Source organism: Sphingopyxis sp. SCN 67-31, from assembly GCF_001725095.1.
Genome location: NZ_MEFH01000067.1, coordinates 14,613 through 29,329, shown reverse-complemented (window position 1 = coordinate 29,329; position 14,717 = coordinate 14,613). Strand labels below are relative to the sequence as shown.

The window sequence follows — 14,717 nt, the reverse complement described above, 5'->3', positions numbered from 1 at the left end:
CCTGCCTTCGCAGGGGCACGAATAGGTTGGGAAAATGAACCTCGAACGACAAAGCTTCGACATCGACGAACCGCAGCCCGGACCGAGCTGGGCGCCCAGAAACTGGCCCCTGGTCGACAGCGACGACCTGACCGCCGCGCTCGATCCGCAGCAGATGCAGGTCGCGGTGAAGGCCGCCGCGGCGAAGGCCGGCGCGCCGCTCTCGAACGCCGAGGTCGAGCGTGCGGCCGACGAGGCGATCCGCGCGATGATGCTGATCCGCACCTATCGCGTGCGCGGCCATCTGGCGGCGTCGCTCGACCCGCTCGGCCTGTCGAAGCATGAACTGCCCGCCGACCTCACCCCCGAATATCATGGCTTCGTCGGCACCGATCAGGACCGGCCGGTATTCCTCGGCGGAACGCTGGGGCTCGAAAAGGCGACGGTGCGCGAGATCGTGGCGATCCTGCAGGCCAATTATTGCGGGAATGTCGGCCTCGAATATATGCACATCGCCGACGTCGAGGAACGGCGCTTCCTGCAGGACCGGATGGAAGGCGCCGACAAGCATGTCGAGTTCACCCCCGAGGGCAAGCAGGCGATCCTCAACAAGGTGATCGACGCCGAGGAGTGGGAGAAATTCCTCGCCCGCAAATATGTCGGCACCAAGCGCTTCGGCCTCGACGGCGGCGAGGCGATGATCCCCGCGATGGAAGCGATCATCAAATATGGCGGCCAGTACGGCGTGCGCGAGATCGTCTATGGCATGGCGCATCGCGGCCGGCTCAACATGCTCGCGAACGTGATGGCGAAGCCTTATCGCGTCATCTTCCACGAATTCCAGGGCGGCAGCGCGAATCCCGAGGCCGTCGGCGGTTCGGGCGACGTCAAATATCACCTCGGCACCTCGACCGACCGCGAGTTCGACGGCATCTCGGTGCACATGTCGCTGGTGCCCAACCCGTCGCACCTCGAAGCGGTCGATCCGGTGGTGCTCGGCAAGGTGCGCGCGCAGCAGGTGGTGCGCGACGACCTGATCGAGCATGAACAGGTCCTGCCGGTGCTGATCCACGGCGACGCGGCCTTCGCGGGGCAGGGGATCGTCTGGGAATGCCTCGGCTTCTCGGGCATTCGCGGCTACAACACGGGCGGCTGCATCCACTTCATCGTCAACAACCAGATCGGTTTCACGACCAGCCCGCAGTTCGCGCGCTCGTCGCCCTATCCGTCGGACGTCGCGAAGGGCGTCCAGGCGCCGATCCTGCACGTCAACGGCGACGATCCGGAGGCGGTGACCTTCGCCTGCAAGCTAGCGATCGACTTCCGCCAGCAGTTCAAGCGCGACATCGTCATCGACATGTGGTGCTATCGCCGCTTCGGCCATAACGAGGGCGACGAGCCGTCGTTCACCCAGCCGCTGATGTATGCCCGCATTCGCAAGCATCCGGCGGTGTCGGACCTTTATGCGCAGCGGCTGGAGGAAGAAGGGGTGATCGCGGCCGGCGACGCCGACGCGCACCGCCGCGAATTCACCGCGCGGCTCGAGGAAGAGTTCGAAGCGGCGAAAAGCTACAAGCCGAACAAGGCCGACTGGTTTGCCGGTCGCTGGTCGGGGCTGCACATGCCCGGCGATTCCGAACATGCGCGGCGCAATATCGCGACCGGCGTTTCGGAAAAGCTGTTCGACAGCATCGGCCGCATCATGACGACCATTCCCGACGACCTGCAGGTGCACAAGACGCTGCGCCGCGTCATCGACGGGCGCGCCGCGATGTTCGCCGACAAGAAGAATGGCGACGTGTTCGATTGGGCGACCGCCGAATCGCTCGCCTTCGGCACCCTGCTCAGCGAAGGCTATCAGGTGCGCCTGTCGGGCCAGGATTCGGGGCGCGGAACCTTCAGCCAGCGCCATGCCGTCTGGGTCGACCAGACCGACGAGCATAAATATATTCCGCTGAAGACCGTGCCGCACGGCCGCTTCGAGGTGCTCGACAGCCCGCTGTCGGAATATGGCGTGCTCGGTTTCGAATATGGCTATGCGATGGCCGATCCGAAGAGCCTCGTGCTGTGGGAAGCGCAGTTCGGCGACTTCGCCAACGGCGCGCAGATCATGATCGACCAGTTCATCGCGGCGGGCGAGGCCAAGTGGCTGCGTGCCAACGGCCTCGTGATGCTGCTGCCGCACGGTTACGAGGGGCAGGGGCCCGAGCATAGCTCGGCGCGCCTCGAACGCTTCCTGCAACTGTGCGCGGGCGACAATATCCAGGTGTGCAATATTTCGACCCCGTCGAACTATTTCCACGTCCTGCGCCGCCAGATGCTGCGGTCGTTCCGCAAGCCGCTGATCATCATGACGCCCAAGTCGCTGCTCCGCCACAAGCTGGCGGTTTCGCAGCGTAGCGACTTCATCGGCGATGCGCATTTCCGGCGCATCATGTCCGATCGCAACCCGCCCGAGGACGGCGCGATCCGGCGCGCCGTCTTCTGCTCTGGCAAGGTCGGCTATGATCTGATGGAGGCGCGCGATGCCGCGGGCCTGACCGACACGACGATCATCCGTATCGAGCAGCTCTATCCCTTCCCGGGCGAAGCGCTCGCGGCGCGGCTGAAGCGGATGACGAATCTCGAAGAGGTCGTCTGGGCGCAGGAAGAGCCGCGCAACAACGGCGCGTGGTTCTTCGTCGAGCCGCTGATCGAGGAAGCGCTGGACGAAGCCGGGCACAAGGGCAAGCGCGCCCGCTATGCCGGCCGCGCCGCCGCAGCCTCGCCGGCGACGGGCCTGATGAGCCGCCACCAGACCGAGCAGGGGGCGCTCGTCGCCGATGCGCTCGGCCTGTCGGTTCGCGCCGAGATTCGCCGGACGAAGAAGAAATAGAGGCTGGCGCGCCCAACCCGATGCAACGACAATCCCGATGAACAGGGGCGGTCCCTGTCCATGGTCCCCAAGGAAGAAGCGATGAGCACCGAAGTCAAAGTCCCCACCCTGGGTGAAAGCGTGACCGAAGCCACGGTCGGCGAATGGCTGAAGCAGCCGGGCGACGCCGTCGCGGTCGATGAGCCGATCGCGAGTCTCGAAACCGACAAGGTCGCGGTCGAGGTGCCGTCGCCGGTCGCGGGCGTGATGGGGCAGCAGGTCGTCGCCGTCGGCGACACCGTCGCGGTCGGCGCAGTGATCGCGACGATCGAGGCGGGTTCGGGCAAGGCGCCGGCCGCGGCGCCCGCTCCGGCCGCCAAGGCCGAAGCCGCAACCCCCGCGCCCGCCGCGACGGCCAGCGACAATGCGGTCGACACGGTGACGACGATGTCGCCCGCGGTGCGCCGCCTCGTGCTCGAACACGGCGTCGATCCCACGAAGATCAAGGGGACCGGCAAGGACGGCCGCCTGACCAAGGAGGATGTGCTCGCCGCCGCCAATGCTGCGCCCGAGGCTGCTCCCGCTCCCGCCGCGCCTGCTGCATCCGCGCCGGCTGCCGGCGGAGCCCCGGGGCGCCGCGAGGAGCGCGTCAAGATGACGCGGATGCGCCAGACGATCGCGAAGCGCCTGAAGTCGGCGCAGGAAACCGCGGCGATGCTGACGACCTTCAACGACTGCGACATGTCGGCGGTGATGGCGACCCGCGAGCGCTATCGCGACAGTTTCGAGAAGAAGCATGGCGTGCGCCTTGGCTTCATGAGCTTCTTCACCAAGGCGGTCGCGCTCGCGGCGCACGATATTCCGGCGGTCAACGGCCGGATCGAGGGCGACGAGATCGTCTATCACGACTATCTGGACGTCTCGGTTGCGGTCAGCGCGCCCAACGGGCTGGTCGTGCCGGTCGTGCGCAATGCCGAGAGCCTGAGCTTCGCCGAGATCGAAAAGGCGATCGCCGACCTCGGCAAGCGCGCCAAGGACGGTACGCTGACGATGGCCGACATGACCGGCGGTACCTTCACCATCTCGAACGGCGGCGTGTTCGGCGGCCTGATGTCGACCCCGATCATCAACCCGCCGCAGTCGGCGGTGCTCGGGCTTCACCGTATCGAGGACCGCCCGGTCGTGCGGAACGGCGAGATCGTCATCCGCCCGATGATGTATCTCGCGCTCAGCTACGATCACCGGCTGGTCGACGGCCGCGAGGCGGTGACCTTCCTCAAGACGATCAAGGAAGCGATCGAGGACCCGACGCGGCTGCTGATCGATCTTTAAATATCCCACATCCGTTCGGGCTGAGCTTGTCGAAGCCCCGTTCTTCTCTTGAGAGCGACGGATTGAGAAAAGTACGGCCCTTCGACAAGCTCAGGGCGAACGGAGATTGAAATGTCGGACTTTGACTACGACGTCCTTGTCATCGGTGCCGGGCCCGGCGGCTATGTCGCCGCGATCCGCGCGGCGCAGCTGGGCCTGAAGACCGCGTGCGCCGAAGGACGCGAAACACTCGGCGGCACCTGCCTCAACGTCGGCTGCATCCCGTCGAAGGCGATGCTCCACGCGTCCGAATATTTCGAAGCCGCCGCCGGCGGCGCGATGGCGAAGATGGGCATCAAGGTGAAGCCCGAACTCGACCTCGATATCATGCACGGCCAGCGCAAGGACGCGGTCAAGGGCCTGACCGGCGGCATCGAGTTCCTGTTCAAGAAGAACAAGGTCGACTGGCTGAAGGGTTATGCGAAATTCACCGCGGCCGACACGGTCGAGGTCGCGGGCAAGGCGGTGCGCGCAAAGAACATCATCGTGGCGACCGGTTCGTCGGTGACACCGCTTCCCGGTGTCGAGGTCGATAACGCCAAGGGCGTGATCGTCGATTCGACCGGCGCGCTCGAACTCGCGAAGGTGCCCGGCCACATGGTGGTGATCGGCGGCGGCGTGATCGGGCTCGAACTCGGCAGCGTGTGGCGCCGCGTTGGCGCCAAGGTGACATGCGTCGAGTTCCTCGATCAGATCCTGCCTGGCATGGACGGCGATGTCCGCAAGGAAGCGAACAAGATTTTCAAGAAGCAGGGCATCGAGTTCAAGCTCAAGACCAAGGTCACGAAGGCCGAGGTGAAGGGCAAGAAGGCGGTGCTGACGCTCGAACCCGCTGCGGGCGGCGATGCGGAGACGCTGGAAGCCGACGTCGTGCTGGTGTCGATCGGGCGCCGCCCGAACACCGACGGGCTCGCGCTCGACAAGGCTGGACTCTCGGTCAACAAGCGTGGCCAGATCGAGGTCGATCATGATTTTCGCACCGCGGTCGACGGTATCTGGGCGATCGGCGACGTGGTGCCGGGGCCGATGCTCGCGCACAAGGCCGAAGATGAAGGCATCGCCTGCGCGGAGAATATCGCGGGACTGACCGGCATCGTGAACCACGACGTCATCCCGTCGGTCGTCTATACCATGCCCGAGATCGCCGGGGTCGGCCTGACCGAGGAAGCCGCGAAGGAGCGGGGAGAGGTCAAGGTCGGCAAATTCCCGATGCTCGCGAACAGCCGCGCCAAGACGAACCACGAGCCCGACGGCTTCGTCAAGGTGATCGCCGACGCGAAGAGCGACCGCGTGCTGGGCGTCTGGTGTATCGCCAGCGTCGCGGGCACGATGATCGCGCAGGCCGCGCAGGCGATGGAATTCGGTGCGACGAGCGAGGACATCGCCTACACCTGCCACGCGCATCCGACGCACAGCGAGGCGGTGAAGGAAGCCGCGATGGCGGTGACGGGCAAGCCGATCCATATCTGACGCCGCCGTCGGCGGTCGGGGCACGAACGGGGGAGAGTGACGATGGCGGCACGACTGGGATTATGGATGGCGGCATCGATGGCGGCGGCGTGGCCGCTCGCCGTACAGGCGGCCGATGACGCCGTTCCGGTGGCTGCCGCGCCTGATCTTTCGGTCGTCAGCCAGCGCCTCGACGCGTTGCTCGACCGCGATTATCCGGCGCTCGAAGCGCTTTACAAGGATCTGCACGCGCACCCCGAACTGGGGATGCAGGAGGTACGCACCGCCGGCATCCTCGCGGCGCGTCTGCGCGCGGCGGGTTTCACCGTGACCGAGAAGGTTGGCGGCACCGGCGTCGTCGCCGTGCTCCGCAATGGTGTGGGGCCGACGATCCTCGTCCGCGCCGACATGGACGCGCTGCCGCTCGAGGAAAAGACCGGCCTGCCGTGGGCGAGCAAGGCGCGCGCGACCTATGAGGGCAAGGACGTGCCGGTGATGCACGCCTGCGGTCACGATACGCATGTGGCTTACCTGGTCGGCGTCGCGCAGGCGCTCGCCGCGATGCGCGACAGCTGGTCGGGGACGGTGGTGCTGATCGGTCAGCCGGCCGAAGAGCCGCTGCAGGGTGCCCGGGCGATGCTCGACGACGGGTTGTTCAGGCGCTTTCCCAAGCCCGATTTCGGCTTTGCCGCGCATGTCAGCAACCTGCCTTCGGGCGTGGTGGCGATCAAGGCGGGGCCGTCTTCTTCGGCATCCGACAGCTATTCGGTCGTTTTCCACGGGCGTGGTGGTCATGGTTCGATGCCTGCGGCGACGATCGACCCGATTCCGATCGCAGCGCGCTTCGTCACCGACGTGCAGACGGTAATCAGCCGCGAAAAGGACCCGGCGGCGTTCGGCGTGCTGACGATCGGCGCGATCCAGGCCGGTAGCGCGCCCAACATCATCCCCGACAGCGCCGAGGTGAAGGTCAACCTCCGCTCGCAAGCACCCGATGTGCGCGAACTGCTGCGCAGCGGCACCGCGCGCGCGGCAAAGGCGGCGGCGCAGATGGGCAACGCACCCGCGCCAACCATCAGCTATCTGGGGGGCACCGGCGTGCTGATGAACGACGAGGGCATGGCGGCCGCGGCGGCCGCGATGCTGAAACCCGTGTTCGGCGATCGCCTCGCCTTCGCACCGGCGAGCGCGCAGCCGATGTCGGGCAGCGAGGATTTCTCCGAATTCGTCGATGCCGGCGTTCCGTCGATCTTCTTCGCGATCGGCGGCTACGATCCCGCCGTTCTCGCCGCGCTCAAGGCGAAGGGTGAACCGGCGCCGACCAACCACTCGCCTTTCTTCGCCCCGCAGGCCGAGCCCGCGATCCGCAACGCGGTGACGGCGATCGTGCTGTCGATCGTCGGCGGCGTCCGGCCGGCGGAGCGCTGACCGGCCCGCGCCGATGGACGCCATCGACAACGCGCTGCTCGTCCGCCTGCTCGACCTCGTCGGGATCGGCGTGTTCGCGCTGTCGGGCGCGCTGATGGCGGTGCGGTTGCGGCAGACGTTGGTCACGGCCTGCTTCTTCGCGCTGGTCACGGGCGTCGGCGGCGGCAGCGTGCGCGACCTGCTGATCGGCGCGCCGGTGTTCTGGGTCCAGGACGGCGCGATCGCCGCGGTGTGCATTGCGATCGCGCTGACCGTCTGGCTTACCCCCGAACGATGGTGGCGGCGCGGGCAGTTGCTCGAATGGGCCGATGCGGTCGGGCTCGCCGCCTACAGCGTCTTCGGCACCGCCAAGGCGATGGCGTGGGGCGTGCCGCCGGTGCCGGCACTGATGATGGGCGTCATCACCGGCTGCGTCGGCGGCACGATCCGCGACGTGCTGGCGGGCGTGCCGTCGATCATCATGCGCCCCGAAATCTATGTGACCGCGGGGGCGCTGGCATCGGGCCTGTTCCTGGCGCTGCTCTGGCTCGGCGCGGGGACGGCGGTGGCGGCGGTGACGGGCGCGACCGCGGGTTTCATCCTGCGCGGCGTGGCGATCCGCTGGTCGCTGGGCCTGCCAACCTATGGCCGTGCCGGCGGCGACGGGGCAAGCTGACGCTTGACCGGGGCGCGCGGCGCGGCAAGGTTGGCATCCTTTGGCAGGGGACATGCATGACGACCGACCGGACGACCGCCAACGGCATCAGCATCGCCTTCGAGGACAAGGGGCCGCGCGATGCGCCCGCGATCCTGCTCGTCATGGGATTGGGCGGGCAGCTGACGCTGTGGCCCGACGAGTTCGTCGATGCGCTGGTCGCGCGCGGGTTCCGCACTATCCGCTACGACAATCGCGATGTCGGTCTGTCCACCCGCTTCGATGCGGCGGGGGTGCCCAACCTCAAATGGATGTTCGTCAAGGCTGCGCTGGGCTTGCCGGTGCGCAGTGCCTACCGGCTCGCCGACATGGCCGACGACGGCGTCGCGCTGCTCGACCGTCTGGAGATCGACCGGGCGCATGTCGTCGGCGCGTCGATGGGCGGGATGATCGCGCAGCATATCGCCGCCAGCCATCCGGGCCGCACCCTGTCGCTGACCTCGATCATGTCGACGACCGGCAACCGCCGCCTGCCGCGCGCGAAGAAGGAAGCGATGCAGGTGCTGGCGAACCGGCCGATGAGCGGCGATCCGGAAGACATGATCGCCTATTCGGTGCGCGCCGCGCGGGTCATCGGCAGCCCCGGCTATCCGGCGGAGGAGGAGCGTTTGCAGCGCCGGGTGCGCGGCGATTTCGAGCGCGGCTGGTATCCGCAGGGCGTCGCGCGCCAGATGGCGGCGATCGTCGCCGACGGCGACCGGCGACCGATGCTGAAGGCGGTGCGGGCGCCGACCCTCGTCATCCATGGCGAGGCCGACCCGCTGGTCCCGATCGCGGGCGGGCGGGATACGGCGGCGCATATCGCGGGGGCGCGGCTGATGACGATCCCCGGCATGGGACACGACCTGCCGCTGGCGCTGGTCGACACGCTCGCCGATGCGATCGCGGAGCATGCCAAAGGCGCGGCCGTGGCGGCCTGATCGGCCGTCACCTCAACAGCAACGCCAGCGCGGCGAACACGCCTTTCGGGCCGTTCGCGCCCGGCCGCGGAACCACCGGCAGATAGGCGCGGCAGTCGAGGCACGCAGCCTGCACCGACCCCGACGCCGACAGCATCGACAGGTCCTGCACCAGCCGGCGTTCGGCCAGCTGCCGGTTCATCGCCGCGATGCCGAACCAGCCGCGCGGCGCGGCGGCATCGGCGCTGTCGTCACGCGTCAGGCTGGCGAGCAGCTTCGACCACTCGCTCGGCTCGTCCTCGAAATATTTGGCGTGGAAGGCGCCGTCGACCTTTGCCAGCTTCGCCGCCGCCGCCAGCGCGTCGGGCAAGCCGCCGAACTGGTCGATCAGCCCGATCTGGCGCGCGGTTCCGCCCGCCCATACCCGGCCTTCGGCGATCGGCAGCACCTTGTCGAGCGGCTGCTTGCGGCTCTTGGCGACGAGGCCGGTGAAGCGGGCATAGATTTGCTCGACGCTCGCCTGTGCGAGCTGGTTGAACGGTTCGTTGACGCCGCCCAATATGTCGGGCTGGCCCGACAGCGGCGTCGTCGCGATGCCGTCGGTGGTCACGCCGATCTTCGCCAGCGCCTGATCGAAGCTCGGCAGGATGCCGAAGACACCGATCGAGCCGGTGATCGTGTCGGGCTCCGCGAAGATGCGGTCGGCGGGGGTTGATATCCAGTAGCCGCCCGACGCCGCGACATTGGCCATCGATACGACGATCGGCAGCTTCTTCGCCTTGGCGGCGAGCAGCGCCTGGCGAATCTGTTCGGACGCCAGCACCGATCCGCCCGGCGAATCGACGCGCAGCACGATCGCCTTCACCCCGCCGTCGCTCGCGGCGTCGAGGATGTGACCGGCGATCGTTTCCCCGCCGGCGGTTCCGTTCGAGGCTTCGCCGTCGACGATCTCGCCCGCGACGGGGATCACCGCGATCGCGCGGCCCTTCTGCGCGGGCGGATTGGCAGCGACCCAATTGTCGAGCGGGATGGCGTTATAATCCCACGGCCGGCTGTCGTCCGCGGCGCCGCTGATTTCGGCCACGCGCGCGCCGAACGCCATGCGGCCGCCTAGCTTGTCGACCAGCCCGGCGGACAGCGATGCCTGGCCCAGGTCGCCGCTTGCCGCCCGGACCGCGCCCGGCGTGTCGGCGATGAAAGCGTCGAGCTTTGCCTTCGGCCTTGCCGCCTTCACGTCGGCGAGCCACTTGTCCCACAGCACGCCGGCATAGGCGAGGTCGGCCTGCTTCGCCTCGGGCGACTGGTCGCCGCGCAGATAGGGCTCGACCGCGCTCTTGAAGGTGCCGACGCGATAGATGTGGGCGGTGATGCCGAGCCGGTCCATCAGCCCCTTGTAATAGAGGCGCGACCCGCCGGGCCCGGCGATGGCGACGCCGCCCATGTCGTCGGCCCATATCTCGCTGGCGTGCGCCGCGACCTGATAGCTGTCGGTCGTGTAGGCGGTGGCGAAGGCGAGCACCGGCTTTTTCTTCGCGCGCACCTTGTCGATCGCGGCGCCGATCTCTGCGAGCGAGACCTGCCCGCCGCCCAGGAAGCGGTCGAGATCGAGGACGACCGAGGTCACGCGCTTGTCGTCGGCGGCGGTTTCGAGCGCCTGGACGATGTCGCGAACGCGATATTCGCGAAGCTGCGCGCCGCCCGACAGCGCCGCGAACGGGTCGATTTCCGCCGGCTGTTCGGTGACGATGCCGTCGAGCTGGAGGAGGAGCGCGCCCTTGCTGACCGGCAGCGAGGCGTTAGGACGGCCCGCGAGCAGGCCGAACAGCGCCGCGAAGAACAGCAGCAGGAAGACGAGCGCCAGCCCGTCCTTGATCGCCACGAGCAGCCGCCAGACCCGGCGCGGAAAGCTGATCGTGCCGCGCGGCGCATCGTCGCCGGGCAGCCGACGGCGCACGGGGATGGCCCAGGGGCCGACGGGATTCGGGGCGGAGGTCGGGGTGTCGGTCATTGTGCGAATCTAGTGCGTGATGATCCGAGATGGAACCGTCATTGCGAAGAGCCGAAGACGGCAATGCGATCCCATCACCCCTCGCGCTTGCAGGAGGGGAGACGGCGTCACAGCCATCCCTCCTGCCGGTACCAGCGCACCGTTTCGGCGAGGGCATCGGCGGTGTCGACGGCGGGGCGCCAAACGTCGGGCGGCGGACAGGCGCCCTCTGCCGCCACCCAGTCCGGATGCGCGATATAGCGGGCGCGGTCGGCGGTCAGCTTGGCGCGGTGGCGGCGCACCAGCATGTCGAGTCGGCCTCCGGCGTGCAGCAGCGGCGCCGGGACAGCGAGCGTCGCGACGCGATCGCGCCCGACGGCGCGGCCGATGGCGCGCGCGAAGCCGCGATGCGACCAGCCGCCGGGCTGGCCGTCGTCGGGTTCGTAGGTCTGCCCGACGCCGGCATGGCGCTCTGCCGCGAGCGCGACCAGCAGCCGCGCCAGTTCGTCGACGTAGATCGCCGACATCCGGCCGCGCGGTGGGATCAGCATCAGGCCGCGCCGCGCCATGCGGAACAGGTCGAGCATCTCGGTATCCCCGGGGCCGAAGACGGCGGGCGGGCGTACGATCGTCCAGTCGAGTCCGCTCGCCTCGACGATCGTCTCGGCGCGCGCCTTCGACCAGCCATAGTGCGACAGGCCGGGTTCGCGCGCGGCGAGCGAGGAAACGTGGACGAAGCGCCGCACCCCGGCGCCGCGCGCGGCCTCGACGACATTCGCCGTGGCGACCGCGTTGCCCGCCTCGAACGCTGCGCGGGTCGGGACGTTGACCACGCCCGCGATGTGGAGCAGCGCATCGGCCCCGGCCACCATCTCTGTAAGGCTGTCGGCCCGGTCGAGCGCGCCGGCGATCCATGTGACGCCGTCGCGCGCCTCCTGCGCCCGGCGGGTGAGCGCGCGGACGTGCCAGCCGGCTTCGACCGCCTGGCGCAGCGTCGCGCGCCCGACGAAGCCGGTTGCGCCGGTCATCGCCAGCGTGGGTTGCATCAGAGCCGCCCCGGCACGGGAAGGATTTGGTCGCGCGTCATCACAGCAGCACCATATGATCGCGATGGACGACTGCACTGCGCGGCGTATGGCCGAGCGCCGCCTCCTGCGCGTCACGCCCGAGGCCGAGGATCGCCGCGGCGTCGGCGACCGGATATTCGGACAGGCCGCGCGCGACGATGCGCCCGTCGGGCCCCGCGATATCGACGATGTCGCCGCGCGCGAAATCACCGCTGGCGGCGGTGACGCCCGCCGCGAGCAGGCTGGCGCCGCCCTGTAGCGCGCGGACCGCGCCAGCGTCGATGGCGAGCCGGCCCTTGACGGTCAGCCGTCCCGCGAGCCACGCCTTGCGCGCGCTGGCCCCCCGTTTGGGGAGGAACAGCGTATGCCGCGCCTCGGCCGACAGCGGCCGGTCGATGCGGCCCGATGCGATCGCGAGATGCGCGCCCGCGGCGTTGGCGATGCGCGCTGCCGCGATCTTCGACACCATGCCGCCCGATCCCATGCCCGAAGCCGACCCGGCGTCGGCCATCGCCTCGATCTGCGCGTCGATGCGCTCGACCCTTGCGATATGACGTGCGCCGGGGATCGCAGGATTGCGGTCGTAGAGCCCGTCGACGTCGGACAGCAGCACGACGCCGTCCGCCCCGGCCGCCTGCGCGACGCGCGCCGCGAGCCGGTCGTTGTCGCCGAAGCGGATTTCGGCGGTCGCGACGCTGTCATTCTCGTTGATGATCGGCACGACGCGCAGCGAGAGCAGCCGGTCGAGCGTGGCCGCGGCGTTGAGGTAGCGGCGACGATGTTCGAGGTCGTCGAGGGTGACGAGCATCTGTGCCGCGGTCAGCCCCTCGGCACCGAGCAACTCGGCCCAAACTTGCGACAGCGCGATCTGCCCCGTCGCGGCGGCGGCCTGCGCATCCTCCAGGCTCGCGCGCCCGCCCTTGGCGAGCCCCAGCCGCCGCGCGCCCAGCGCGATCGCGCCCGACGACACGACCGCGACCTGCTGCTCGGACCGCGCGCGCGCGGCAATATCGGCGGCGATCCCCGCGACCCAGTCGCGCCGCACCGCGCCATCGGGATCGACGAGCAGCGCCGATCCGATCTTGACGATCAGCCGCGGACAGGAGGCGGGAGGGAACAGCATCATGCCGCCGCCGATAGCGCGCGCGGCGCGGCGCGCCAATGCGAATATCCCCGAGTCGCACAGGGAAAAATGGGAATGGCGCCTTTTCGGGCGAAACCGGCTGGCCTGCGGTTTCGCCCGTCAGGTCGTTCAGATCGGCGACCAGTCGCCGCCGGCGTCTTCTCTTTCGTCGCTGCCTGGTTGGGGATGATCGATCGCTTCGAGCAATTTGTCGAGCACTGCCTCGACCCCCGCGCCGCTCGCGCCCGAGAGCGCCATAACAGGCTTGCCGCTCTCTTCGGCGAGTTCCGCCGATAGCGCCGCGATCAGTTCGTCGTCGAGTATGTCGACCTTGTTGAGCGCGACGATCACCGGCTTGTCGGTCAGCCCGGCGCCATAGGCCTCTAGTTCATCGCGCACGATGCGATAGCTGGTCGCGACATCCTCATCATTGGCGTCGACGAGGTGCAGCAGCACGCGGCAGCGTTCGATATGGCCGAGGAAGCGGTCGCCGATCCCAGCGCCGTCGGCGGCGCCCTCGATCAGCCCGGGAATGTCGGCGATCACGAATTCGCGACCCTTGTGGCTGACCACGCCGAGCTGCGGCCGCGTCGTGGTGAAGGCATAGGCGCCGACCTTGGCCTGCGCGTTGGTGACGGCGTTGATGAAGGTCGACTTGCCGGCGTTGGGCAGGCCGACGAGCCCCGCGTCGGCGAGCAGCTTCAGCCGCAGCCACACCCACATCTCCTCGCCCGGCCAGCCGGGGCCATGCTGGCGCGGCGCGCGGTTGGTCGAACTCTTGTAGCTCGCATTGCCGCGCCCGCCGTCGCCGCCGCGCAGGAAGACGACGCGCTCGCCCGCCCGGGTCAGATCGGCGAGCGGCGTCCGTTCGTCATCGTCGGCGAGGATCTGCGTGCCCACCGGCACCTCGATCACCAGATCGTCGCCGCCCGCGCCGGTGCGGTCGCGGCCCGCGCCGGGGGTTCCGCGCCTCGCCTTGAAATGCTGGGTATAGCGGAAGTCGATCAGCGTGTTCAGCCCGGCGACCGCCTCGAACACGACGTCGCCGCCCTTGCCGCCGTTGCCGCCGTCGGGGCCGCCATATTCGATATATTTCTCACGCCGAAAGCTGACGGCGCCGGGGCCGCCGTCGCCCGACTTGATGAAGATCTTGGCCTGATCGAGGAAATGCATCGCCGCCCTTTACGGGGAAGGCGGGGACTTGGCTAGGGATCGTCGCCCCGGCTTGCGCCGGGCGATAGTCAGCAGCCCGGCTTCCCGCCCTGTTCGGCCCAGAAGGTTCCGATCCGCCCGGCGATCAGTTCGGTCGCCAGCGCGCGCGCGGTGTCGCGCGGCAGGCCCAGCGCCTCGGCCATCGGGCCGCCGAGGTGCGCGTCGCCCATCGCCATCAGTACCAGCGCGAGTGTGTCCTCGTGCATCAGGCGCTTTTCGTGCGCGTCGGGGGCCATGCCGTCGATCAGCCGGTGGATCGCGGCGATGATCGGGTCGAGCGAATCGTCGTTGCCGGTCGCCGCCATCCACGTCGCCAACGCCCCCGCGCCGCCGCTGTCGAAAGCGTCGAAGGCGAGGTCGACGATCTCGCGCACGTTGCGTTCGCCCGGCGGCGAGGCGGTCATCTTTGCGGCGATCGTGTCGCACACCGTTTCGGCCAGATAGGCGGCCAAGGCCTTTTGCAGGCCTGCCGCGCTGCCGAAATGGTGGAGCAGATTGGCGTGGGTGCGGTCGATGCGTCCCGCCACCGCCTTCAGCGTCACCGCCTGCGGCCCCAGTTCGATCAATATCTGACGGGCTGCTTCCAATGCGACCGACCGGCTCTCCTCCGGGCTCAGTCGCTTCTTTGCTATTGACACCACTGTAAGTAATTCC

11 protein-coding genes are annotated in these 14,717 nt (G+C 68.6%); 6 read left to right on the top strand and 5 right to left on the bottom strand.

All coding sequences use genetic code 11. The features are described from left to right. Positions 1–34 precede the first annotated feature (34 nt). The 6 genes from ABS88_RS13925 to ABS88_RS13900 all read left to right on the top strand — a co-directional run bounded on the left by ABS88_RS13925 (position 35) and on the right by ABS88_RS13900 (position 8,695). On the top strand, positions 35–2,854 hold the full coding sequence (locus tag ABS88_RS13925) for a 2-oxoglutarate dehydrogenase E1 component (RefSeq protein ID WP_076073848.1): 2,820 nt from the start codon (positions 35–37) through the stop codon (positions 2,852–2,854). A gap of 81 nt (positions 2,855–2,935) precedes the next feature. Then, positions 2,936–4,165: a 2-oxoglutarate dehydrogenase complex dihydrolipoyllysine-residue succinyltransferase gene (odhB, locus tag ABS88_RS13920; RefSeq protein ID WP_076077511.1), complete on the top strand. Its 1,230-nt coding sequence runs from the start codon at positions 2,936–2,938 to the stop codon at positions 4,163–4,165. Between the two features lie 111 nt (positions 4,166–4,276). Beyond that, positions 4,277–5,674 carry a dihydrolipoyl dehydrogenase gene (lpdA, locus tag ABS88_RS13915; protein WP_286750010.1) on the top strand — a complete coding sequence of 466 codons (1,398 nt, stop codon included), beginning with the start codon at positions 4,277–4,279 and terminating at the stop codon, positions 5,672–5,674. Positions 5,675–5,716: 42 nt separating this feature from the next. Continuing rightward, positions 5,717–7,081, top strand: a complete 1,365-nt coding sequence (locus ABS88_RS13910) for an amidohydrolase (RefSeq protein WP_234002552.1) — start codon at positions 5,717–5,719, stop codon at positions 7,079–7,081. Between the two features lie 13 nt (positions 7,082–7,094). Beyond that, a complete protein-coding gene (locus tag ABS88_RS13905) occupies positions 7,095–7,736 on the top strand; it encodes a trimeric intracellular cation channel family protein (RefSeq protein ID WP_067107185.1) in 642 nt (213 codons plus the stop codon). Between the two features lie 56 nt (positions 7,737–7,792). Continuing rightward, positions 7,793–8,695, top strand: a complete 903-nt coding sequence (locus tag ABS88_RS13900; protein WP_076073851.1) for an alpha/beta fold hydrolase — start codon at positions 7,793–7,795, stop codon at positions 8,693–8,695. Between the two features lie 7 nt (positions 8,696–8,702). Here the strand turns inward: ABS88_RS13900 and sppA are convergent, their stop codons facing one another. The 5 genes from sppA to ABS88_RS13875 form a co-directional block, all read right to left on the bottom strand. After that, the gene (sppA, locus tag ABS88_RS13895) at positions 8,703–10,682 is read right to left on the bottom strand and encodes a signal peptide peptidase SppA (RefSeq protein WP_286750009.1); all 1,980 of its coding nucleotides are present in this window, start codon (positions 10,680–10,682) and stop codon (positions 8,703–8,705) included. A gap of 107 nt (positions 10,683–10,789) precedes the next feature. Then, positions 10,790–11,707, bottom strand: coding sequence for an NAD-dependent epimerase/dehydratase family protein (locus tag ABS88_RS13890; RefSeq protein WP_234002553.1), 918 nt, complete (start codon positions 11,705–11,707; stop codon positions 10,790–10,792). 40 nt (positions 11,708–11,747) lie between these two features. After that, positions 11,748–12,854, bottom strand: coding sequence for a glutamate 5-kinase (gene proB / locus ABS88_RS13885; RefSeq protein WP_076077523.1), 1,107 nt, complete (start codon positions 12,852–12,854; stop codon positions 11,748–11,750). A gap of 126 nt (positions 12,855–12,980) precedes the next feature. Then, entirely contained in the window at positions 12,981–14,024 is a 1,044-nt protein-coding gene (gene obgE / locus ABS88_RS13880) for a GTPase ObgE (protein ID WP_076073853.1), read from the bottom strand. Positions 14,025–14,092: 68 nt separating this feature from the next. Beyond that, positions 14,093–14,701, bottom strand: coding sequence for a TetR/AcrR family transcriptional regulator (locus ABS88_RS13875; protein ID WP_067107232.1), 609 nt, complete (start codon positions 14,699–14,701; stop codon positions 14,093–14,095). Positions 14,702–14,717 lie beyond the last annotated feature (16 nt).